At 63.9% G+C, this 23,608-nt stretch carries 17 protein-coding genes and 1 pseudogene; 11 read left to right on the plus strand and 7 right to left on the minus strand.

The features are described 5' to 3' along the window. Window positions 1–69: 69 nt before the first annotated feature. A complete protein-coding gene (locus ACN5W5_RS03790) occupies window positions 70–696 on the minus strand; it encodes a response regulator transcription factor (RefSeq protein ID WP_420047231.1) in 627 nt (208 codons plus the stop codon). After that, a complete protein-coding gene (locus ACN5W5_RS03795) occupies window positions 693–3,251 on the minus strand; it encodes a PAS domain-containing sensor histidine kinase (protein WP_420047232.1) in 2,559 nt (852 codons plus the stop codon). Before ACN5W5_RS03795 ends, ACN5W5_RS03790 begins: the two co-directional genes overlap by 4 nt. Before the next feature lie 205 nt (window positions 3,252–3,456). On the opposite strand from ACN5W5_RS03795, the gene aceE reads away from it, so the two are divergent. The 3 genes from aceE to lpdA are packed head-to-tail and all read left to right on the plus strand — an operon-like array spanning window position 3,457 to window position 9,687. Continuing rightward, window positions 3,457–6,159 (plus strand): pyruvate dehydrogenase (acetyl-transferring), homodimeric type, encoded by a 2,703-nt coding sequence (gene aceE, locus ACN5W5_RS03800; protein ID WP_420047233.1) that lies wholly within the window; start codon window positions 3,457–3,459, stop codon window positions 6,157–6,159. An 18-nt stretch (window positions 6,160–6,177) separates the two neighbouring features. After that, window positions 6,178–7,839 carry a dihydrolipoyllysine-residue acetyltransferase gene (gene aceF, locus ACN5W5_RS03805; RefSeq protein WP_420047234.1) on the plus strand — a complete coding sequence of 554 codons (1,662 nt, stop codon included), beginning with the start codon at window positions 6,178–6,180 and terminating at the stop codon, window positions 7,837–7,839. 9 nt (window positions 7,840–7,848) lie between these two features. Continuing rightward, on the plus strand, window positions 7,849–9,687 hold the full coding sequence (gene lpdA / locus ACN5W5_RS03810; protein ID WP_420047235.1) for a dihydrolipoyl dehydrogenase: 1,839 nt from the start codon (window positions 7,849–7,851) through the stop codon (window positions 9,685–9,687). A gap of 141 nt (window positions 9,688–9,828) precedes the next feature. Here the strand turns inward: lpdA and ACN5W5_RS03815 are convergent, their stop codons facing one another. The 4 genes from ACN5W5_RS03815 to ACN5W5_RS03830 all read right to left on the minus strand — a co-directional run bounded on the left by ACN5W5_RS03815 (window position 9,829) and on the right by ACN5W5_RS03830 (window position 12,863). After that, entirely contained in the window at window positions 9,829–10,059 is a 231-nt protein-coding gene (locus ACN5W5_RS03815; RefSeq protein ID WP_420047236.1) for a hypothetical protein, read from the minus strand. A gap of 509 nt (window positions 10,060–10,568) precedes the next feature. Next, window positions 10,569–11,015: a PRC-barrel domain-containing protein gene (locus tag ACN5W5_RS03820; RefSeq protein ID WP_420047237.1), complete on the minus strand. Its 447-nt coding sequence runs from the start codon at window positions 11,013–11,015 to the stop codon at window positions 10,569–10,571. A gap of 140 nt (window positions 11,016–11,155) precedes the next feature. Further along, window positions 11,156–11,950 (minus strand): Crp/Fnr family transcriptional regulator, encoded by a 795-nt coding sequence (locus ACN5W5_RS03825; RefSeq protein ID WP_420047238.1) that lies wholly within the window; start codon window positions 11,948–11,950, stop codon window positions 11,156–11,158. Between the two features lie 205 nt (window positions 11,951–12,155). After that, window positions 12,156–12,863 carry a Crp/Fnr family transcriptional regulator gene (locus ACN5W5_RS03830; RefSeq protein WP_420047239.1) on the minus strand — a complete coding sequence of 236 codons (708 nt, stop codon included), beginning with the start codon at window positions 12,861–12,863 and terminating at the stop codon, window positions 12,156–12,158. 71 nt (window positions 12,864–12,934) lie between these two features. Here ACN5W5_RS03830 and ACN5W5_RS03835 point away from each other — a divergent pair, with 71 nt between their 5' ends. The 4 genes from ACN5W5_RS03835 (at window position 12,935) to ACN5W5_RS03850 (ending at window position 16,268) form a co-directional block, all read left to right on the plus strand. After that, window positions 12,935–13,093: a hypothetical protein gene (locus tag ACN5W5_RS03835; protein WP_420047240.1), complete on the plus strand. Its 159-nt coding sequence runs from the start codon at window positions 12,935–12,937 to the stop codon at window positions 13,091–13,093. Between the two features lie 146 nt (window positions 13,094–13,239). Next, window positions 13,240–14,523, plus strand: a complete 1,284-nt coding sequence (locus tag ACN5W5_RS03840) for an OmpP1/FadL family transporter (RefSeq protein ID WP_420047241.1) — start codon at window positions 13,240–13,242, stop codon at window positions 14,521–14,523. A 185-nt stretch (window positions 14,524–14,708) separates the two neighbouring features. Next, window positions 14,709–15,353 carry a class I SAM-dependent methyltransferase gene (locus ACN5W5_RS03845; RefSeq protein WP_420047242.1) on the plus strand — a complete coding sequence of 215 codons (645 nt, stop codon included), beginning with the start codon at window positions 14,709–14,711 and terminating at the stop codon, window positions 15,351–15,353. 243 nt (window positions 15,354–15,596) lie between these two features. Next, window positions 15,597–16,268, plus strand: coding sequence for a c-type cytochrome (locus ACN5W5_RS03850; RefSeq protein WP_420047243.1), 672 nt, complete (start codon window positions 15,597–15,599; stop codon window positions 16,266–16,268). A gap of 78 nt (window positions 16,269–16,346) precedes the next feature. On the opposite strand, the gene ACN5W5_RS03855 is transcribed toward ACN5W5_RS03850, so the two are convergent. Beyond that, window positions 16,347–16,910 (minus strand): C40 family peptidase, encoded by a 564-nt coding sequence (locus ACN5W5_RS03855; protein WP_420047244.1) that lies wholly within the window; start codon window positions 16,908–16,910, stop codon window positions 16,347–16,349. 193 nt (window positions 16,911–17,103) lie between these two features. Here ACN5W5_RS03855 and ACN5W5_RS03860 point away from each other — a divergent pair, with 193 nt between their 5' ends. The 4 genes and pseudogenes from ACN5W5_RS03860 to ACN5W5_RS03875 all read left to right on the plus strand — a co-directional run bounded on the left by ACN5W5_RS03860 (window position 17,104) and on the right by ACN5W5_RS03875 (window position 23,536). After that, complete coding sequence (locus tag ACN5W5_RS03860; protein ID WP_420047245.1) at window positions 17,104–17,709, plus strand: isochorismatase family protein; 606 nt, start codon at window positions 17,104–17,106, stop codon at window positions 17,707–17,709. Between the two features lie 226 nt (window positions 17,710–17,935). After that, window positions 17,936–19,846, plus strand: a pseudogene (locus ACN5W5_RS03865) (propionate--CoA ligase); the annotation flags it as partial. A 173-nt stretch (window positions 19,847–20,019) separates the two neighbouring features. Beyond that, the gene (locus ACN5W5_RS03870) at window positions 20,020–20,394 is read left to right on the plus strand and encodes an ArsR/SmtB family transcription factor (protein ID WP_177134943.1); all 375 of its coding nucleotides are present in this window, start codon (window positions 20,020–20,022) and stop codon (window positions 20,392–20,394) included. Window positions 20,395–20,644: 250 nt separating this feature from the next. Next, window positions 20,645–23,536, plus strand: coding sequence for a 2-oxoglutarate dehydrogenase E1 component (locus ACN5W5_RS03875; RefSeq protein WP_420047246.1), 2,892 nt, complete (start codon window positions 20,645–20,647; stop codon window positions 23,534–23,536). Window positions 23,537–23,608 lie beyond the last annotated feature (72 nt).

The following is a 23,608-nucleotide window of genomic DNA, read 5'->3' on the forward strand; positions in this document are numbered from 1 at the left end:
GAATGGAGTGGTTTTGAAACGGAAACGCCCACCGGTGAGGGCGGGCGTCGATGGCTATGTTGGGGTCTGTCAGGCTTTGGCCGGTGTCTGACCCAGTGCGATCTTCAGCAGGTCGGCCACGGTGTTGGCACCAAGCTTTTCCATGATGTTGGCGCGGTGGGCTTCCACCGTCTTGATGCTGATGCCCAGATCGTCGGCGATCTGCTTGTTCAGGCGCCCGGCGACGATGCGCTCCAGCACCTGGGCTTCGCGTCCGGTCAGCTTGGAGAGCAGGGCGTCGCGGCTGGCGGCCTGCTGGTGCGTGGCGAAGGCGTCCTTGGCCGTTTCCAGCATGCGCTCAACCAGAACAACCAGCTGGTCTTCCTTGAAGGGTTTCTGGATGAAGTCCAGCGCGCCTTTCTTCATCGATTCAACGGCCATGGGCACGTCGCCGTGGCCGGTGATGAAGACGATGGGCAACGGTGACTGACGCTCGATCAGCTTTTCCTGCAGTTCCATGCCGGTCATGCCACCCATGCGGATGTCGGCGATCAGGCAGGCCACTTCGCGGGCATCGTAGCGGCTGAGAAAGGCCTCGGCCGATTCGAAGCAGCGGACCCGGTAGTCCTTGCCTTCGAGCAGCCACTGCAGGGAGTCGCGCACGGCTTCGTCGTCATCAACCACGTAAACGTTGCCTTTTTTGGGGATCAAACTCATCTCGCTCTTTCTGTATCCGTCAACGACGCGGAAGGTGCGGAGGGTGCAGTGTTTTCCGCCAGGAGCCGGGAGTGCACCGGGATCCAGAAGCTGAAGCAGCAGCCCACCACCTCTTCACCATTGTAGATGTTCTGTACCTGCATCCTGCCGTGGTGCGACTCGACGATGCTGCGGCACAGTTTCAGGCCGATGCCCATGCCTTCGCTCTTGGTGCTGTAGAAGGCTTCGTAGATGCGCTCGATCATTTCGTCGGGCACGCCGTTGCCAGAGTCGCGCACCGAAAATTCCACCACTTCCTCGTCTTCCAGGCGGCGCGGGCCCACACGCAGTTCCACGTAGCGCTCGCCCGGTGGGCGCCCCGCCTGGGCAATCGCCTCGCCGGCGTTCTTGAGCAGGTTGATCAGCACCTGCTCGATCAGGATCGGGTCGACCATCAGGCTGGGCAGGCGCGCTGCCACGTAGGGAGAGAGGCGCACCTGCTGACGGCGCAGTTCGATGTCGGCCAGCTCGATCGCGTTGCTCACCATCTGCGCCACGTCGGATGGCATGGGATTGGGTTCACTGCGTTTCACGAAGGCCCGGATGCGCTGGATGATCTGGCCAGCGCGTTGTGCCTGGCGCGAGGTTTTCTCCAGCGCGCTGAGCAGCTCTTCGTTGCTGATGCGCTGCTCGTTCAGGCGCGAGATCATGCCGTTGCAGTAGTTGCTGATGGCGGTGAGTGGCTGGTTGAGTTCGTGCGCCACGCTCGACGCCATTTCACCCATGGTGATCAGGCGGCTGGCGGTCTGTGCGCGCTCGTTTTGCATGGCGGCCTGGGCCTCTGCGTTGCGGCGCGGGGTGATGTCGCTGGCGATGACCATCTGCGCCAGGCGCCCGTCCACCCAGGTGAGATACCGTGTTCGCACTTCCAGCCAGCGGTCGAGTTCTTCGGCAAACACCTCGGCGTTTTCCGAGCCCGCATCGGTCAGCGTCTCGGTGGGCATGCCGGCGAAAGCGTCGACCGCATCGCCGTCGTCCGGGCTCGGTGATGGCTGGGTGCCGGCCAGGTCGACCAGGTGCCGGTGGCCCTGTCCGCGGGTGCCGAACCACAGGCGGTACATCTTGTTGGCGAACAGCATTTCGTCGCTCCCCAGCGGCGCGACGGAGACCGCGGAGTCCAGGCTTTCCAGCACGGTCGTGAAGCGTTCGTAAGAGGCCGAGAGTTCTTCGCGGATGCGCTTGGGCTCGGTGATGTCGGTCATGGACGTCATCCATCCGGTCTGGTGACCCTTGGGGTCGATCAGCGGCGAAACGTACATGCGGGCGTCGAAGATGCTGCCGTCGCGCCGTTGCACCCGCACCTCGAAACCGCCCGGCGTGGAGCGGCCGCTGAGCTCGTCTTCGAGCCGCGCGGCGAGCTGGTCGTGGTCTTCGTCGGGCCAGTAGGGGAACGGCGCGGTGCGGCCCACCAGCTCACCCTCGGTCCAGCCCGTCATGGAGCAGAAGGCCGGGTTCACGTAGGTGATGCGGCCTTGCAGATCCAGCGCCCGCATGCCGGTCAGCATGGAGTTTTCCATCGCGCGGCGGAAGTTGGTCTCGGCCACCAGCGCCTGCTGCGCCTGCACACGCCGGCGCGTGTGGCGCCAGGTGCCGAGCAGCATCCAGACCGTGAGCGCGCTGAGCGCACCGATGACCCAGAAGAAGCCGCTGCCCACGATGTCCTGCGAGGTGCGGTAGCCCTGCGCCTTCAGGATCAGCCCGTTGCCGACAGGGGACACCGGCACCTCGTGCTCCAGCGGCTGGGCCGACCAAGGCAGCAGGCGCAGCACGGTGTTGGGTGACTGCAGGCTGCCGGCGAGCACGCGCTGGCGGTCGTCGATCAGGGCCACGGCGTAGCGCGCCATGATCTCGGGCGGAATGCCGAAGCGCAACAGGCCGTCGACCGAGTATTCGCCCATCACCGTGCCGGCGAAACGGCCCTGTTCGGTCAGCGGCACCTGCAGCATCAGCGTGGCCTGGCGCGGATCTTCACCCAGGGGCCGCGAGTAGATGGGTTGACGCAGGTCGCGCGCCAGGTCAAACGATCCATCCGATTCGTTGGGGGCGAGCGTGCTTCCGGGCTGTCGGACCAGAGCGGGTGGCGCGCTGGGCGATGCGTAGGTGGTCAGGACATGGCGCCGACCGTCCACCCAGCTGACGGCCAACAGCTCCGGGAACTGGCTGATCAGGTTTTCGGCCTGGAACTCAAACTCTTCGCTGCTGATTTCCTTGTTGTCGACCTCGCGCGCCAGGCGCATCAACTGTTCCTGGCGTTCCAGCAGGCGCAGGCGCAGGCGCTGCTGCGCGTATTCCACGTCGCGGGTGACGGCTTCCTGCTCACGCTCCAGTTCTTCATAGCGCAGGTAGGTGATGGCCACCACGATGGCCGAAAGAAACAGCAGCACGGCCAGCAAAGGTGCCAGGGTGGCAAAGCGGTCCTGGCGGGATGGCGGCAAGCGCAGCCACCACTGGCGCATCAAGCCCAATGGGGATCGTTTGTCCGGGTTACGGGTAGGGGTATGGGGGGCTGGTGGCATGGGTGTTTGAGTCTACGTGAGCTGACACGCCACCGCTCTCAACGCTCTGAAGAAATGCCGTGAGGGATATCAAAATCTTGTTTTTATGAATTTCATAATGTAGAAAAGAAAAGCACATATTGAAATTATCCAGCCGATGTGCAAAAATTCGCGACAGAGCGGAAGGCCCGCTTTAAGCTTGATTTCAAACCAACAGGAGACAGACATGTCAGCGTCAGACGCTCTCAATGACCGCGGTGTGGGGGACATCGATTCCCAGGAAACCCGCGAATGGATGGAGGCGCTGGCCGCCGTGATTCAGCGGGAGGGTCCCGAACGTGCCCACTTCCTGCTGGAGCAATTGCTGGAAGAAGCCCGCCAGAACAGCATCGACCTGCCTTTCTCTGCTAACACCGGTTACGTCAACACGATCGAGAGCACCGAAGAAGCCCGTTGCCCGGGCAACATCGAGATCGAAGAGCGCCTGCGCGCCTACATGCGCTGGAACGCGATGGCGATGGTGGTCAAGGCCAACCGCCACAACCCCGACGACGGTGGTGACCTGGGCGGCCACATCGGTTCGTTCGCCTCGCTGGCCCACATGTTCGGCGCCGGCTTCAACCACTTCTGGCACGCCGAGAGCGAAAACCACGGCGGCGACTGCCTCTACATCCAGGGCCACGTGTCGCCCGGCGTCTATGCCCGCGCCTACCTCGAAGGCCGCCTGACCGAAGAACAGCTGCTGAACTTCCGCCAGGAAGTGGACGGCAAGGGCCTCTCCAGCTACCCGCACCCCAAGCTGATGCCCGAGTTCTGGCAGTTCCCCACCGTGTCCATGGGCCTGGGCCCGCTGATGGCGATCTACCAGGCGCGCTTCCTGAAATACCTGCACGCCCGTGGCATCGCCAACACCGAGAACCGCAAGGTCTGGGTGTTCTGCGGTGACGGCGAAATGGACGAAGTCGAATCGCTGGGCGCGATCAGCCTGGCCGCGCGCGAAAACCTCGACAACCTGATCTTCGTGGTGAACTGCAACCTGCAGCGCCTGGACGGTCCGGTGCGCGGCAACGGCAAGATCGTGCAGGAACTCGAAGGCGAATTCCGCGGTTCCGGCTGGAACGTGATCAAGCTGCTCTGGGGCTCCAACTGGGACCCGCTGCTGGCGCGCGACAAGGACGGCGCCCTGCGCAAGATCATGATGGACACGCTGGACGGTGACTACCAGGCCTTCAAGGCCAACGACGGCGCCTACGTGCGCAAGCACTTCTTCGGCCGCGATCCCAAGGCGCTGGAACTCGTCTCGCACATGAGCGACGACGACATCTGGAACCTGCGCCGTGGTGGCCACGACCCGCAGAAGGTCTACGCCGCGTACCACAAGGCCGTGAACCACAAGGGTCAGCCGACGGTGCTGCTGATCAAGACCGTCAAGGGCTTCGGCATGGGCAAGGCCGGCGAGGGCAAGAACACCGTGCACCAGACCAAGAAGCTGACCGACGAAGACATCAAGATCTTCCGCGACCGCTTCAACCTGCCCATCCCTGACAGCGAGTTGCCCAAGATACCGTTCTACAAACCGGCCGACGACACGCCGGAAATGCGTTACCTGCACGAGCGCCGCCAGGCGCTGGGCGGGTATCTGCCGCACCGCCGCACGAAGGCCGACGAGAGCTTCACCGTGCCCTCGCTGGAGACTTTCAAGGCCGTGCTGGAGCCGACCGCCGAAGGGCGCGAGATTTCCACCACGCAGGCCTATGTGCGTTTCCTGACCCAGTTGCTGCGCGACCAGGCGCTGGGCCCGCGCGTGGTGCCCATCCTGGTGGACGAGGCCCGCACCTTCGGCATGGAAGGTCTGTTCCGCCAGGTTGGCATCTACAACCCGGCAGGCCAGCAGTACACCCCGGTCGACAAGGACCAGGTGATGTACTACAAGGAAGACAAGGCTGGCCAGATCCTGCAGGAAGGCATCAACGAAGCCGGCGGCATGAGCAGCTGGATCGCGGCCGCCACGAGCTACAGCACCAGCAACCGCATCATGGTGCCGTTCTACGTGTACTACTCGATGTTCGGCTTCCAGCGCATCGGTGACCTGGCCTGGGCGGCCGGCGACATGCAGGCACGCGGCTTCCTGCTGGGCGGCACCTCCGGGCGCACCACGCTGAACGGCGAAGGCCTGCAGCACGAAGACGGCCACAGCCACATCCTGGCCGGCACGATCCCGAACTGCATCAGCTACGACCCGACCTTTGCGCACGAGGTGGGCGTGATCCTGCACCACGGTCTCAAGCGCATGGTGGAGAAGCAGGACAACGTCTATTTCTACCTGACCCTGCTGAACGAGAACTACGCCATGCCCGGCCTGATTCCCGGCACGGAAGAGCAGATCATCAAGGGCATGTACCTCTGCAAGCCGGGTGCCGAAGGCGACAAGCGCGTGCAGCTGCTGGGTTCCGGCACCATCCTGCGCGAGAGCATTGCGGCGCAGGCACTGCTGGCGACCGACTGGGGTGTGCAGGCCGACGTGTGGAGCTGCCCGAGCTTCAACGAGCTGACCCGCGACGGCCAGGACGCCGAGCGCTGGAACATGCTGCACCCCACCGAGCCGCAGCGCGTGCCTTTTGTGGCGCACCAGCTGGAGAAGCACGCCGGCCCGGTGGTCGCGTCCACCGACTACATGAAGAACTACGCCGAGCAGATCCGCCCCTTCATACCCAAGGGCCGTTCGTACAAGGTGCTGGGTACCGACGGCTTTGGCCGCAGCGACTTCCGCAGCAAGCTGCGTGAGCACTTCGAGATCAACCGCCACTACATCGTGGTCGCGGCCCTGCGCTCGCTGGCCGATGAGGGCAAGCTGCCGATGGCCAAGGTGGCCGAGGCCATTGCCAAATACGGCATCAAGGTCGACAAGATCAACCCCTTGTACGCATAAATTTCCGGAGACAACAACATGGCACTGGTAGAAGTGAAGGTCCCGGACATCGGCGACTTTGATGAGGTGGCGGTCATTGAACTGCTGGTCAAGGTGGGCGACACGGTCAAGGCCGAACAGTCGCTGATCACGGTCGAGTCCGACAAGGCCTCGATGGAAATCCCGTCCAGCACGGCGGGCGTGGTGAAGGAACTGCGCGTCGCCCTGGGCGACAAGGTGAAAGAGGGCTCGGTGGTGCTGGTGGTGGAAGCCGCTGGTGAGGCCGCAGCGCCAGCGCCTGCGGCCGCTCCGGCTGCCGCTGCGCCCGCACCGGTCGCGGCGCCTGCCGCAGCTCCAGCGGCTGCCGCTGCGCCTGTGGCGGCACCCGCGGCATCCGGCCCGGTGCAGGTCCTGGTGCCCGATATCGGCGACTTCAAGGACGTCGCCGTCATTGAGGTGTTCGTCAAGCCTGGCGACACCATCAAGGTCGAGCAGAGCCTGATCACGGTCGAGTCGGACAAGGCTTCGATGGAAATCCCTTCTTCGCACGCTGGCGTGCTGAAGGAGCTCAAGGTCAAGGTCGGTGACACAGTCAACATCGGCGACTTGCTGGCGATCCTCGAAGGCTCCGCTGGCGCTGCGGCGCCGGCACCCGCTGCCGCAGCACCCGTGGCGGCTCCAGCCGCCGCCGTGGCCGCTCCCGCAGCAGCCACCGCATCGGCTGCCGCCGCACCCGCCCACAACCCCACCGGCACGCCGGCGCTGGGTTTGCCGCACGCCTCGCCCTCGGTGCGAAAGTTCGCCCGCGAGCTCGGCGTGCCGCTGGAAGAAGTTCAGGGCAAAGGCCCCAAAGGCCGGATCACGCTGGACGACGTGCAGGGTTTCACCAAATCGGTCATGGCCGGCGCGGTGCAGACCGCTGCTCAGAAGGCCAAGGCCCCGGCATCCACCGGTGGTGGTGGCTCCGAACTGGGCCTGATCCCCTGGCCCAAGGTGGACTTCGCCAAGTTCGGTCCCATCGAGCGCAAGGAGATGGGCCGCATCAAGAAGATCAGCGGCGCCAACCTGCTGCGCAACGCGATCATGATCCCGGCCGTCACCAACCACGACGACGCCGACATCACCGACCTCGAAGCCTTCCGCGTCTCCACCAACAAGGAAAACGAGAAGAGCGGCGTCAAGGTCACCATGCTCGCTTTCCTGATCAAGGCATCGGTTGCCGCGCTGAAGAAATTCCCCGAGTTCAACAGTTCGATCGACGGCGATTCGCTGGTCTACAAGCAGTACTGGCACATCGGCTTCGCGGCCGACACGCCCAACGGCCTGATGGTCCCGGTGATCAAGGACGCTGACAAAAAAGGCGTGCTGCAGATCAGCCAGGAAATGGGCGAGCTCGCCAAGAAGGCGCGCGACGGCAAGCTGAGCCCGGCCGAGATGAGCGGTGCCACCTTCACCATCTCCAGCCTGGGCGGCATCGGTGGCCGGTATTTCACGCCCATCATCAACGCGCCCGAAGTCGCCATCCTCGGCGTCTGCAAGAGCAACATGGAACCGGTGTGGGACGGCAAGGTCTTCCAGCCGCGCCTGATGCTGCCGCTGTCGCTGACCTGGGACCACCGCGTGATCGATGGCGCCGCTGCGGCCCGGTTCAACGCCTACCTCGGCCAGATCCTCGGCGACTTCCGTCGCGTGCTTCTTTAAGGAATGGCGATGGCACTGATCGATATTCAAGTTCCCGACATTGGCGACTTCGACGAAGTGGCCGTGATCGAGTTGCTGGTCAAACCCGGCGACACCGTCAAGGCCGAGCAATCGCTCATCACCGTGGAGTCCGACAAGGCCTCGATGGAGATTCCTTCGTCGCACGCTGGCGTAGTGAAAGAGCTCAAGGTCGCGCTGGGCGACAAGGTCAAACAAGGCTCGGTGGTGCTGGTGCTGGAAGGTGAGGGCGCTGTCAGTGCGTCCGCCGCGCCAGCCGCGGCACCTGTCGCTGCTGCGCCAGCACCCGCTGCTACCCCGGCCGCCACACCCGTGGTGGCCCCCACTGCTGCCAGCTTTGGTGGCAGCGCCGACATCGAGTGCGACCTGCTCGTGCTCGGCGCCGGCCCCGGCGGTTATTCGGCGGCCTTCCGCGCCGCCGACCTTGGCCTCAAGGTCGTGATCGTCGAGCGCTATGCCCAGCTCGGCGGCGTGTGCCTGAACGTGGGCTGCATCCCGTCCAAGGCGCTGCTGCACGTGGCGGCCGTGATGGACGAGGTCAGTCACATGGCGGACCTGGGCGTGGAGTTCGGCCGTCCGGTGGTCAACATCGAGAAACTGCGCGGCCACAAGGAAAAGGTCATCGGCAAGCTCACCGGTGGGCTGGCCGCGATGGCCAAGATGCGCAAGGTCACCACCGTGCGCGGCTACGGCGCCTTCGTCGGCCCCAACCACGTTGAAGTGGAAGAGACCACCGGCACCGGCCAGGAAAAGACCGGCAGCAAGAAGGTCGTGGCCTTCCAGAAATGCATCATCGCCGCCGGCTCGCAGGCGGTGCGCCTGCCGTTCATGCCGGACGATCCGCGCGTGGTGGACAGCACCGGCGCGCTGGCGCTCAAGGACGTGCCCAAGCGCATGCTGATCCTGGGCGGCGGCATCATCGGCCTGGAAATGGGCACGGTCTACAGCACGCTGGGCGCCCGCCTGGACGTGGTGGAAATGCTCGACGGCCTGATGCAGGGTGCCGACCGCGACCTGGTCAAGATCTGGCAGAAGATGAACGCCAAGCGCTTCGACAACATCATGCTCAAGACCAAGACGGTGGGGGCCAAGGCCACACCCGACGGCATCGAGGTGACGTTCGCCGCCGCGGAAGAGGGCGGCACGGCCCCCGCGCCGCAGGTCTACGACCTGGTGCTGCAGGCCGTGGGCCGCACGCCCAATGGCAAGAAGATCGCCGCCGACAAGGCCGGCGTGGCCGTGACGGATCGTGGCTTCATCAACGTCGACATCCAGATGCGCACCAACGTGCCGCACATCTTCGCCATCGGCGACATCGTGGGCCAGCCCATGCTGGCGCACAAGGCGGTGCACGAGGCGCACGTGGCGGCCGAAGTGATCGCCGGGGAACTGCAGGGCAACAAGGAGCTGGCCGCGGCCGCCTTCAACGCCCGCGTGATCCCCAGCGTGGCTTACACCGACCCCGAGGTGGCCTGGGTGGGCCTCACCGAAGACCAAGCCAAGGCGCAGGGCATCAAGGTCAAGAAGGGGCTGTTCCCCTGGACGGCTTCGGGCCGCGCCATCGCCAATGGCCGCGACGAAGGCGTGACCAAGCTGCTGTTCGACGACAGCCCGGATGCCCACGGCCACGGCAAGATCCTGGGCGGCGGCATGGTCGGCACGCATGCGGGCGACATGATCGGCGAGATCGCACTGGCGATCGAGATGGGCGCCGATGCGGTGGACATCGGCAAGACCATCCACCCGCACCCCACGCTGGGCGAGAGCATCGGCATGGCGGCGGAGGTGGCGCACGGGTCTTGTACCGACGTGCCGCCAGCGAAGAAGTAAGCCGCTGCCGCTGCGCTTCTCAAACAGGAAGGGCCCGAACCGCTGTCGGTTCGGGCCCTTCCTGTTTGAACGCCATGGTGCGGCGGTATCTGCCCCAGTCGTTCAGGCTACCCCGGCGCGTGACCGTGCGCGTGTGCCAGCTCAGGCCTCGGCCTGCACCGGTCCATCGAGTCGGATCTTCCCTTCCTTCACGAAGCGACGGAAGTCGCCAATGGGCATGGCGGCAGAGCCGTGGGCCTCCTCCTCGATCCAGCTCAAGGTGGCGTCGGCTGCCGAGATCGAAACCGCCACAGGGCCTTCGCGTATTTCCACGGCGGGGCCGTCGCCGCCCCGGTATTCCACCTTGCCCACAATGTGTGCGCTTTGAGTCATTACAGTCCCTTGATGCAAAAAGACCATCTTGGCACAGGCACGGGGACCGGTCGGTTCGCCAACGCACGCAAGTCCCCGCGCTGAAACCCCTGGCCCGCGCTGACAGCAACTGAGCGGCCAGGAGCAGAGCCTGACACCTCCCCGCCGCGCAAGCGCGAGGAGGTGTTGCGCCGCCTTGCTTTGCCACTCGCCACGCTGCAATCACCCTGCGACCATCACCCTGTCGCACAGGCCTGCTCCGCATAGGCCATGCCCCATGGTTCCTGGCCGCAGTGGGGTTCGCCACGCGCGTGAGAGCCGAGCTGCGGGAGTGCTGCAGGAAGAACGCACCACGCCGGCAGGCCGCTCCAACGGCAAGCTGGGTGGGGCGCAACCTCACGGATGAAAACGTGGTCTGGGTCGGCTACGACGCGGCCGTGTCAGGAAAAAGGCCCGCGCAGCGCAGCGGCTGGCACGGGCGGGTGCCGAATCACAACGGGAGCGAAGCAGCCCCGGTGTGGATCAGGGAATCAATTGCCGCGCGGAGCCACGTACGGCTGCGTGCCGTAGAAGTCGTGCACGCCGCGTTCCCAGGCCGTGTCGGCCATGTCGGGCCAGTCGTTTTCGTCGAAACCGGGCGCACTCTCCAGTCGGTCCTTGCTCGCGTCGAGCACGAATTGCTTGCTGACCGTGTCCAGCTTCAGCGCAGTCCATGGCACAGCGAACAGTTTTTCGCCCAGACCCAGGAAGCCGCCAAACGACAGCACCGCATAGCTCACCTGCCCGGTGCGCATGTCGAGCATGATTTCCTTGATGTCACCCAGGTCTTCGTCTTTGGCATTGACCACGTGGTTGCCCAGCAAGGTGTCGGCACCCATCAGGTAGGGGCCAGGACCGCGGTTGCGCTGCGGAACGGTGTCGTCCAGTGCGCTGATGGCGTTGTACATGCCAAAGCTGTCGCGTTCTTCGTAGTTCATGCGATGGGCTTTCAAAAAACAGGGGTTGCTGGAGGAGGGGCGGGTCTGCGCGAGCGGGGTCTTTTGTCATCTGGCGCCTGCAGGGGGTGAGCGGGCTGCTGGCAGCGCCGTCCGGCTCTGCGCAAGCGGCCACACAAGGTTCAGGCAGCTTGCAAGGACTGGCGGTACACCAGCTGGCTGCTCAGCCCAGGGGCATGGATCACGGGTGAACGGCGCGGCGCGCTGTGGGCACACGACAAGCGGTCGTAGGCCTGTCGCACCACGCCGTAGCACTCGCAGCTGCGCGCTTCCAGCCCGTGGCGGTCGAGGATGGAAATGTGGCCCCGGTGGTAGTCGATCAGGCCGGCCTTCTGCAATTTGAGTGCGCCGCCGGTGACGCCCTCGCGGCGCACGCCCAGCAGGCAGGCAATGCGCTCCTGCGTGATCTGCATGTCGCTGCCTTCCTGGCGGTCCAGGTGCAGCAGCAGCCAGCGGCACAGCTGCTGGTCCAGCGCGTGGTGGCGGTTGCAGGCCGAACACTGCGCCATGTGCGTGAACAAGGCCTGGGTGTAGCCCAGCAACTTCTGCATGAAGTCGGGCGATCGGCGGGTGTGGTGCTGCACGGCCGTCGTGCTCATGCGCCAGGCGTGGCCGGGTCGCTGCACCACGGCGTCGCTCAGGGCGTTGGCGTTGCCCATGAAGGCGCAGATACCGACCAGGCCCTCGCTACCCACCACGGCCACTTCGGCAGAGGCGCCGTCGGCCATCGAGGACACGAGGGACACCGTGGCGGTGTTCGGGAAGTGCACATGTCGCAGCGGATTGCCGCTCGAATGCAGCGTGCTACCGGACGGCAGATAGACCCATTCCAGGTCGGGCTCCAGGTGCTGCCATTCGGCGCTGGAGAGTGTGGCAAGCAGTTGGTTCGTGTTGAACCGTGAAGTGGTGGCTGTCATGCGGCCTCCTTGGGCATATCGTTCCATCGGCGTCCCGGCCGTAGAAGGCCATGGATCTGCCGATGCCCCTGCCGGCCTGGACGGCGGGAAGCAGGGTTGAACTCAATGTAGGTCGCAGGTCATCTGTTTGCTGTGTACAAAGACATGTAAGTTGACCAATGTGTTACGGGGTGTCAGCGGGCCCAGCGTGCATCGAAGGCCTCGATCACACCAGCGGGCGCACGGGCGGACGGCCGTCGCCGTACAGGTCGGCCAGGCGCGCGAGCGCCTTCACGTCGCGCAGGAACAGCCGACCGTCGCCAATGTGGTGCAGGCCCCGGCGCTCCAGCTTGCGCAGCGTCTTGTTGGTGTGCACCAGCGACAGCCCGAGGGCATCGGCCACGTGTTGCTGCGTCAAGGGAAACGGTACACCGCTCGTGCCGGCATCGGCCTGCAGCGCGGCGGCGCGCTTGAAGAGCAGGATCAGCAACGTGGCAATGCGCTCTTCGGCGCTGCGTCGACCCACAGAGAGCAACGTATCGTCCACCAGCGACTCTTCGTGCGCGGTGAGCCAGGTCACGTTGAAGCCCATGCTGGGCGAGCGGCGGTGGATTTCCCACAGCGAGTCGCGCTGGAACACGCAGAACGAGGCATCGGTCAGCGTCTCGACGCCGTGGGCCGCGGCATCGCCCATCTTCTGCTGCACGCCGATGAAGTCGCCTGCGAGCAGGAAACTCAGGATCTGCCTGCGCCCGTCGCTCAGTGTCTTGAAACGAAACGCCCAGCCCTTTTGCAGCGTGTAGAGCGGTGCGTCGACCTGACCTTCCTGGATCAGTGTGCTGCCCACCGGCAGGTACATGTCCCGACGCTTGAGCGATTGCACGAGCTCCAGTTCGGCGGCTTCGTGCGCCTGGAACAGGGGTAGTGACCGCAAGGGACACTGTGCGCACGGGATCACGGCGGCAGGCGCCCGTTCGGAGGAGGTGGCGGCATTGGAGGTCATGCGTGATTGTGGCGCAGGGCCGCGAGGCCGTGGCCGATGGCGGCTTCATCAACGTCGACAACCAGAGGCGCATCCACATACCGCACAACGTCGCCATCAGGCGCATGCAGGAACACGCACGAGGGCGCTTGAACTCACAGGCCACAGCCCAGGAGCGATGACAGAGATGTCTGTCGAATGCTGGTACGGGTATCTGTATCTGGTATTTGAATCGCCGTCAACCCGAGCCTTCCCGGCTCGTCAAACCATACCCGCGCCGGTATTCTTTTGATCTTCATCAACCTTTTGGTTTCAGGAGTCCACACGCATGCCAACCGCAAAACGCTTCGACCAACGCCCCATGTGCACCGCCATCGCGGCGGCTGTGATGGGGCTGGTGGCCTTGCCCGCCGCCGCCACCAACGGCATGAACATGGAAGCCTACGGCGCAAAGGCGGGTGGCATGGGCGGCGCCTCGTTCGCCCATGACAGTGGCAATTCGGCCATCATGAACAACCCGGCCACGCTGGGTCTGCGCCAGGAAGGCAACAACCTGGGTCTGGGTCTGACATTGCTGATGCCAGATGTGAATACCAGCATGAACCACCCGATGGCCGGCACGATGAATGCGAAATCGGACGGCGACAAGTACTGGATGCCTTCGCTTTCATTCATTCGAAAGTCCGGCCAGTTCACCTACGGCGCTGGCATGCTGGCCCAGGGCGGCATGGGGACCGAATACGGCAGCACCTCCTTCCTGTCCAACGGCACGGGCTTGCCCATGCGCTCCGAGGTGGGTTTCGGCCGGCTGATGTTCCCGCTGGCCTACAACGTCAATGACAACTTCACCGTCGCTGGCCAGCTCGACTTTGTCTGGGCCAGCATGGACGTGCAGATGCTGATGCCCGATGGCTCGGGTCATGCCAGCTTCAGCGACAACAACGATTTCAGCGGCGAAGCCAAGGGCAATGGCTGGGCCTTCAAACTCGGCGCCCACTACAAGGTTTCGAACGCCCTGGCCTTCGGCGCCACCTACCACAGCAAGACCGACATCGGCGACCTGCAAGGCAGCGGCACTTTCACCATGCTGCCGGGGGGGATGCAGATTCCCACCCAATTCAAGGTGGTGGACTTCCAGTGGCCCGAGACCTATGGCGTGGGCGTGGCCTGGCAGGCGACGCCAGCATTCATGCTGGCCGCCGACGTCAAGCACCTGGGATGGAAGGACAGCATGAAGGACTTCCGCCTGGGCATGAACATGGGCGGGGGCTGGATGGTGGGTTCGATGCCGCAGAACTGGAAAAACCAGACTGTCTTCATGATCGGTGGCCAATACATGCTGGCGCCGGGCCTGGCCTTGCGCGCCGGCATCAACTACGCCGACAACCCCGTGCCAGACGACACGCTGAACCCGCTGTTTCCGGCCACCATCAAGACCCACTACACACTGGGTCTGGGCTGGAACATGGGTGGTGGCCATGCGGTGGCCGGCTCCATCGCCATTGCGCCCAAGGTGACCCGCACCAACCCGAACATGTTCGGTCCGGGCATGGCCGGCACGGTGTCGCACCGGCAGAACACCCTGCGCATCAATTACAACTACAGCTTCTGACGTCCTCCAGGGGCACGGCTCCTGCGTTGGCGTGCAGGTCTTTGCGCGCACGGGGACACTCGGTAACAAACACGGGCCGTTGCCGCTTGCGGTGCAAGGATCTGCGCACTATGCTGGGCCGAGGGGTATTGCCTTAGGCCAGAAAGACCATGAAAAGACCTTCCGTCAGTCGCAGGGACGCACACATGCCTGATCGCGGCTTTGCACTGGAGCAGTACCGGTTGCGAGCCGGCGTGTACGACCACGAGCTCGCGATGTTCGAGCCGCTTCGCCGCGAGGCCGTGGCCAGTCTGCGGCTGAGTCCCGGTTCGACCGTTCTGGATGTGGGTTGTGGTACCGGTCTGAGTTTTCCCCTGCTCGCCAGCGCCGTGGGTCCAGGCGGCCGGATCGTGGGGATCGAACAATGCCCGGAGATGCTGGTCAAGGCGCGCGAGCGTCTCACGTCTGTCGGGCCATGCGAGATTTTGCTGATCAACGCACCGGTCGAATCGGCGCGCTGGGCGGGGCAGGCCGATGCCGTGCTGTTTCACTTCACGCACGATGTGCTGCGTCGCCCCGAGGCGATTGCCAATGTGCTGCAGCACCTCAAGCCTGGTGCCCGCGTGGTGGCCACCGGGCTGCAATGGGCCGATCCCTGGGCCTGGCCGGTCAACCTCTTTGTCTGGGGAGCGGCACTGCGTTCCGTCAGCACGCTGGATGGCCTGGTTCAACCTTGGAGTGGCCTTGCGGCTCACGTGCCGGGGCTGGATGTCCGTTCCACCTGGATGGGCGGCATCTACATTGCCTCCGGAACCTGGCCGGGCCATCAGGCCTCCCCACACCACGCATAGCGCAGTCTGGTTGTGACTGGTCCGGTCTCCGCCGCGGGGCCCTCAAGCTAACGCGATGGGCGGGCGATCCGCCTTGCACGCCTCCTTCGCCCCGTTCCGGTTTGCCGGACAGAGCACAGGCCAGCCGTCGGTAAATGCGCTTTTTTTGACCTAAATATAAGTTAATCATTGTTGACTTGTATCAATCGGTGGCCCGCGTCGTGTGACCAGAATGCCTCTGACTTACACCGACAGGAGACATGGATGGGCAACAAGCTCAAGACGGCCGCCTTGGGATGCACACACCAGCGGGTCGGCCGGGTGCACCGGCCCCGTGCGCTGCTGGCCATCGGGCTGCTGGGGTCGCTGGCCTGGTCGGCGGGTGCACAGTCCCTGGACGCCGACATCACCGCCGGGGCCCGCTTCGCCGCAGAACACTGCGGCGCCTGTCACGGTGCCACCGGACAGAGCGTGGCGCCCAACTTCCCGCGTCTGGCGGGGCAGAACGAAACCTACCTGGTCAAGCAGTTGAAGGACTTCGCCTCGGGGGACCGAAAGAGCCCCTTGACGAAAGAAAAGGTGGCCATGATGGACGATCGAATGATCCGTTCGCTCGCCGCGCATTACGCAAGTCAGAAGGCGGCCAGCACCCCGTCCGATGACACGCAGTTCATGGCGGTGGGACAGTTTGTTTACGAACGGGGCAATGTGTATGCGGGGTTGCCCGCCTGCCTGTCCTGCCACGACACGCAGGGCCGTGGCAGCGCCAACATGCCGCGCCTGGCCGGTCAGCATCCTGGCTACATCGAGACCCAACTGCTCCAGTTTCACCAGCGCGCACGCAGCAACGACAACGCGGTCATGGCCGTGATCTCTTCGCGCCTGAGCCCGCTGGAAACCAAGGCCGTGGCCGCCTACCTGGGCAACTTGAAGTGATGGGTGGTTGAATGCCTTGCCGACCAGACATGAAAAAACCGGGCTTGCCCCGGTTTTTTTGATGAGGCCGCGGCGGGTTCAACGCACGGCCGTATGGGTCGATGGTTGCAGCGGGACACGCCGGGCACCGTTGAACCGGGTGCTCCAGTACGCGACGCGCATGTCTTCCACCCGGACGGAGGAACCTGAACGTGGGGCATGGATGAACTTCCCGTCTCCGACATAGATGCCCACGTGGCTGAACGCCCGTTTCATGGTGTTGAAGAAAACCAGGTCGCCGGGCTTGAGTTCGCTGCGGTCTATGGTTTCGGTCGCCGCGGCCTGGTCCACTGCCCGGCGCGGCAGGATCTTGCCCACCGACTTTTCAAAGACCGTGCGCACCAGACCGCTGCAGTCGACCCCGGTTTCGGCGCTGTTGCCGCCGTAACTGTAGGGGACGCCCAGGAACCCCATGGCATGGATCACGAGGTTCGAGGCCGACGCACCCACGTTGTCGCGAACCTGCTGAATCTGCTCGCTCAGGCGCGAGATGACACCTTTTTCCTGTAGCAGCACGTCCATGTCTTCGTAGACAACTTCGCCTGGCGCAGCATGCACCAACGGCATGCCAGCCAGCAGCAGAACAGGGATCCAACGCTTCATATCTTTTCAGGTTAAGGGTGAAGCTTCGAGAAGTCAAGCGAGGAAAGTCAAGCAATGCATTGATTTGTTTGAACATTGCGCGATTGGGCCTGTCCGGGCGGCCGCGCGGCATGCGCCTTTGTCACAATGCTGGGCTCAACCTGCTGCACCGCCATCTGGCCGGTGTGTTCCAACCCAACGAAGAGACTGCCCGATGCTGCTTGATGCCGCCGATTCCCAGCTGGTGCTGGTCGACTACCAAACCCGCTTGTTGCCCGCGATCCACGAGGCGCCGCTGGTGCTGGCCAATGCGGTTCGCCTGGCCCGCATGGCTCAAGTGTTTCGGGTACCGGTTTTCGGTACCGAACAGAACCCGGAAAAACTCGGTGGCAACGACGCGGCGTTGCGGGCCTTGTGCCAGAAAACCCTGAGCAAGATGAGCTTCAGCGCCGTCGAGGCCGGTTTGCTGGACTGCTTGCGTCCAGCGGTGCGCCCGGTCTCTGGCAACGCCCGCAGCCTGCCCAAACACCTGCAAAAGGCCGCCCCGAGCCAGGCGCCCGAGCGCAACACGGTGGTGATCGCCGGTTGCGAGGCGCATGTTTGCCTGCTGCAGACTGTGCTTGAACTGATCGAGCAGGAGATCGACGTCTGGGTCGTGACCGACGCCTGCGGCTCGCGCACCGAGCGCAACCGCGATGCGGCCTTTGACCGCCTGGCGGGAGCTGGCGCAGAGCTCATCACAACGGAGATGCTGGCTTTCGAGTGGCTGCGCACGGCCGACCACCCGGCGTTCCGGGAAATCCACGCGCTGATCAAGTAGGGCGCCCAAACGCTGCTGGAAGAGGGTGCTCGCGGCATCCAGCAGACGTGGCGATGGGTTGACCAGCGTCAGGCCGGTGCGTTTGGCGGATGGGCGTGGAGGGGGGGATTTGTCAGACTGTCGCAAGTCTGAACGCCATAATTATGAATTCAGTTTTTCGCGACCACGCCGTAAATCCTAGGGGTCCGGCGCGGTCGTTGTCGCATTTCAACCGACTACCACGCAGGAGACTCACATGAGCAACGCTCAGGGCTACGCCGATTTCCACCGCCGTTCGATCGAAGACCGTGACGTCTTCTGGGCCGAGCAGGCGAAGCTGGTGGACTGGCACAAGCCCTTCGACCGCGTCTGCAACTACGACAACCCGCCGTTTGCGCGCTGGTTTGAGGGTGGACTGACCAACCTGTGCCACAACGCGGTCGATCGCCACCTGAAAGACCGCGCGGACCAGAACGCGCTGATCTTCGTCTCGACCGAAACCAATGTCGAAAAGATCTTTAGCTTCCGCGAACTGCACGCCGAGGTGCAGCGCATGGCCGCCATCCTGCAGGACCAGGGCGTGAAGAAGGGTGATCGCGTCCTGATCTACATGCCCATGATTCCGGAGGCCGCGTTCGCGATGCTGGCCTGCGTGCGCATCGGTGCCATCCACTCGGTGGTGTTCGGCGGTTTCGCCAGCCACTCGCTGGCCAGCCGCATCGAAGACGCGTCGCCCGTGGCCATCGTGAGTGCCGACGCCGGGTCGCGTGGCGGCAAGGTGGTGGAATACAAGCCGCTGCTGGATGAAGCCATCAAGCTCTCGGCCCACAAACCGCAGAAGGTGGTGATGGTCAACCGCGGGCTGGTGGCATTCAACTCGGTGGACGGCCGGGACGTGGACTACTCGGCCGAACGCGCGCGCCACATGGACACCGTGGTGCCCTGCGAATGGGTCGACGCCACGCACCCCAGCTACACGCTCTACACCAGCGGCACCACCGGCAAACCCAAGGGCGTGCAGCGCGACACCGGTGGCTACACCGTGGCCCTGGCGGCGTCGATGAAGCACATCTACATGGGCGAGCCGGGCGAAACCTATTTCTCCACCAGCGACATCGGCTGGGTTGTGGGCCACAGCTACATCATCTACGGCCCGCTGATCGGCGGCATGGCGACCATCATGTACGAAGGCCTGCCGATCCGGCCCGACGCCGGCATCTGGTGGAGCTTGGTCGAGAAGTACAAGGTCAGTGTCATGTTCAGCGCACCCACCGCGGTGCGCGTGCTCAAGAAATACGATTCGTCCTTCATCAAGAAATACGACCTCTCCAGCCTGAAGGCGCTGTTTCTCGCTGGTGAGCCGCTGGACGAACCGACCGCCAAGTGGATCTCCGACGAACTGGGCAAACCCATCGTCGACAACTACTGGCAGACCGAAACCGGCTGGCCGATTCTGGCGATCTGCAACGGCGTGGAGAAGGCCGACAGCAAATTCGGCTCGCCGGGCAAGGCGGTTTATGGCTACAACGTCAAGCTGCTGGACGACCAGACGGGTGCCGAGCTGCAGGGCGGCAACCAGAAAGGGGTTGTCGCGGTCGAAGGTCCTTTGCCCCCGGGTTGCATGCAGACCATCTGGGGCGACGACGCCAGGTTCGTCAAGACCTACTGGACCAGCGTGCCCGGCCGCATGGTCTACAGCACCTTCGACTGGGGCATCCGCGACGACGACGGCTATTACTTCATCCTCGGTCGCACCGACGACGTGATCAACGTCGCCGGCCACCGCCTGGGCACGCGCGAGATCGAAGAGAGCATTTCCAGCCACCCGAAGATCGCCGAGGTGGCGGTGGTGGGCGTGGCCGATCAGCTCAAAGGCCAGGTGGCCATGGCGTTTGCCGTGGTGAAGGACGCCTCGGTGCTCACCGACGATGCGGCGCGCCTGAAGCTGGAGGGCGAAGTGATGAAGCTGGTGGACGAGCAACTGGGTGCCGTGGCGCGCCCGGCACGGGTGCGCTTTGTCAATGTGTTGCCCAAGACGCGCTCGGGCAAGTTGCTGCGCCGCGCCATACAGGCGGTCTGTGAAGGCCGCGACCCCGGCGATCTGACCACCATGGACGACCCCGCCGCACTGCAGCAGATCAAGGATCTGCGGGCCTGATCTCCCCATCTGGCCTGGTGCCAGAATCCTGTTGAAACCCGGTGACGTTGCCTGACGCACCGGGTTTCTTTTTTGGGGGCGCCAAACCCGCGTCAATCCCGACAAAAACGCATGGTCAACGGCGGTTTTTGTAAGTATGATCCATGCTTATATTGACAAAAGTGTGGTCTGCCATGGAACAAATGATCGAGTCCGATGCCAATGTCGAGAAGGTGCGCGTGTTCGAAATGGCCGCCGAGTTGTTTGGCGTGCTGGCCACGCCCATGCGCTTGCGCATCCTCAGCGCCCTGTGCGACAGAGAGAAATCGGTTTCCCAGCTGCTGCAGGAAATCGACACCACCCAGCCCAACCTGTCCCAGCATCTGAACCTGTTGTACCGGGCGGGTGTGCTGGCCAAACGCAAGGACGGCACCCAGGTCATCTACCGTGTGCAAAGCGAAAAAGCGGTCACGTTGTGCCGCACGGTCTGCACGCAGATCGCGATTGAAATGGACGAGCCCAGCGCAGTGCCTGCGTCCGAGCGCCTGTCGCCCCGCGTGGTTTCCTGATCCTGGATCGTGTCGCCTGACACGGCGCTGTCGCTTCGCGCAGCTGCAACAACTCCGGGGTGATTCCGCCCCCCGGGGCATCCTCCACTGCATTCTTTTTCCCTGAGCCTGCGCTCAGGTGGCACAATCACGGGCTGCAGTCAGGTCCTTCCACAGTCACTGTCGCATCCGCCAATCGGTTAAGCCGTGTCGCGGGAGGTTTCTTTAACCAGCTAATGTTTCCCAGAGGGAAGCGGAGGTCAGCGAATCTATGAGCAATTCCCCATCGAACGGGGGCAACGTCTATGTTGCCTACCAGAACAATTCCTATCTCTTCGGCGGCAACGCACCGTACGTGGAAGAGATGTACGAGAAGTACCTGGAAAATCCCGGCAGCGTGCCGGACAACTGGCGCGGCTACTTTGACGCCCTTCAGCATGTGCCTGCCGGCGACGGCTCCGATGCCCGCGACGTCCCCCACCAGCCGGTCATCAACGCTTTTGCCGAGCGCGCCAAACAAGGCGGTACCAAGGTCGTTGTGGCCGCAGGTGCCGACTCCGATCTGGGTCGCAAACGTGTCGCCGTCCAGCAGCTGATCGCCGCTTACCGCAATGTCGGCTCCCGCTGGGCCGATCTCGACCCGCTCAAGCGCACCGAGCGCGACAACATCCCCGAACTCGATCCCGCGTTCTACGGTTTTTCCGACGCCGATTTCGAAACCGTCTTCAACACCAGCAACACCTTCTTCGGCAAAGAGGTCATGTCGCTGCGTGACCTGCTCAATGCGTTGCGCGAAACCTACTGCGCCAGCGTGGGTGCCGAGTACATGTACATCAGCGACCAGACGCAAAAGCGCTGGTGGCAGGAAAAGCTGGAAGCCATCCGCAGCAAGCCAGCCTTCAATGCCGAGAAGAAAAAAGCCATTCTCGACCGCCTGACCGCGGCCGAAGGTCTGGAGCGTTTCCTGCACACCAAGTACGTGGGGCAGAAGCGCTTCTCGCTCGAAGGTGGCGAGAGTTTCATCGCCGCCATGGACGAAGTGATCCAGCAGGCCGGTGCGCAGGGCGTGCAGGAAATCGTGATCGGCATGGCCCACCGTGGCCGCCTGAACGTGCTGGTCAACATCCTGGGCAAGATGCCCAAGGACCTGTTCGCCGAGTTCGACCACACAGCCCCCGAAGACCTGCCCGCCGGTGACGTGAAATACCACCAGGGCTTCAGCTCGGACGTGACCACCCCCGGCGGTCCGGTGCACCTCTCGCTGGCTTTCAACCCTTCGCACCTGGAAATCGTGAACCCGGTGGTCGAAGGTTCGGTGCGCGCCCGCATGGACCGCCGCGGCGATCCGCTGGGCAAGCAGGTACTGCCGGTGCTGGTGCACGGCGATGCCGCATTTGCCGGCCAGGGTGTGAACCAGGAAACCCTGGCTCTGGCGGCGACCCGCGGCTACACCACGGGCGGCACGGTGCACCTGATCATCAACAACCAGATTGGTTTCACCACCTCCGACCCGCGCGACCTGCGCTCCACGCTGTATTGCACCGACATCGTCAAGGGTGTCGAGGCGCCGGTGCTGCACGTCAACGGTGACGATCCGGAAGCCGTGGTGCTGGCCACCCAGCTGGCGCTGGAATACCGCATGACCTTCCGCAAGGACGTGGTGCTCGACATCATCTGCTTCCGCAAGCTGGGTCACAACGAACAGGACACCCCGAGCCTGACCCAGCCACTGATGTACAAGAAGATCAGCGCGCATCCAGGCACCCGCAAGCTCTACGCCGACAAGCTGGCTGCGCAGGGCCTGGGTGAAACGCTGGGCGATGACATGGCCAAGGCCTACCGCGCTGCACTCGACGCCGGCCGCCACACGGTGGACCCGGTGCTGACCAACTTCAAGAGCAAGTACGCGGTCGACTGGTCGCCCTTCCTTGGCAAGAAATGGACCGACGCGGGCGACACGGCGATCCCGATGGCCGAGTGGAAGCGCCTGGCCGGTCGCCTGACCACCATTCCGGAGAGCGTGAGCCCACACCAGCTGGTGAAGAAGGTCTACGCCGACCGCGCGGCCATGGGCCGTGGCGACATCCCGGTGGACTGGGGCATGGGCGAACACATGGCGTTTGCCTCCCTGGTGGCCAGCGGCTTCCCGGTGCGCCTGTCGGGCGAAGACTGCGGCCGTGGCACGTTCACGCACCGCCACGCCGTGATCCACGACCAGAACCGCGAAAAGTGGGACACCGGTACCTACACGCCGCTGCAGAACGTGGCCGACAACCAGGCGCCGTTCGTCGTCATCGACTCCATCCTGTCCGAAGAGGCGGTGCTGGGCTTTGAATACGGCTACGCCTCCAACGACCCGAACACCCTGGTGATCTGGGAAGCGCAGTTCGGCGATTTCGCCAACGGCGCGCAGGTCGTGATTGACCAGTTCATCGCTTCCGGTGAGGTGAAGTGGGGCCGTGTCAACGGCATCACGCTGATGCTGCCGCACGGCTACGAAGGCCAGGGTCCCGAGCACAGCTCGGCGCGTCTGGAGCGTTTCATGCAGCTGGCGGCCGACACCAACATGCAGATCGTGCAGCCCACCACGGCGAGCCAGATCTTCCACATCCTGCGCCGCCAGGTGATCCGCAACCTGCGCAAGCCGCTGGTGATCTTCACGCCCAAGTCGCTGCTGCGCAACAAGGACGCCACGTCACCGTTGTCCGAGTTCACCAAAGGCAGCTTCCAGACCGTGATTCCCGAGAGCAACGCCGACGTGGTCAAGAACGCGGACAAGGTCAAGCGTCTCATCTGCTGCTCTGGCAAGGTTTATTACGACCTGGTCAAGAAGCGCGATGAGCGTGGCGACGACGACGTGGCCATCCTGCGTGTGGAACAGCTCTACCCGTTCCCGCACAAGGTGTTCGGTGCCGAGGTCAAGAAGTACCCGAACGCCACCGACATCGTGTGGTGCCAGGACGAGCCGCAAAACCAGGGCGCCTGGTTCTTTGTGCAGCACTACATCCACGAGAACATGCTCGATGGCCAGAAGCTGGGTTACGCCGGTCGGGCCGCTTCGGCGTCGCCTGCGGTGGGATACGCGCACCTGCACCAGGAGCAGCAGAAGACCCTGATCGAAGCCGCTTTCAGCAAGCTCAAGGGCTTCATCCTCACCAAATAATCCGGACCCGCGCTGGCCCAGCACCTCTTTGAGGGGTGACACGAAGGCCGGCGCGAATCGAAAAAATCAAGG

The organism is Hydrogenophaga sp. ZJX-1 (assembly GCF_048590325.1).
Taxonomy (GTDB): Bacteria; Pseudomonadota; Gammaproteobacteria; order Burkholderiales; family Burkholderiaceae_C; genus Hydrogenophaga.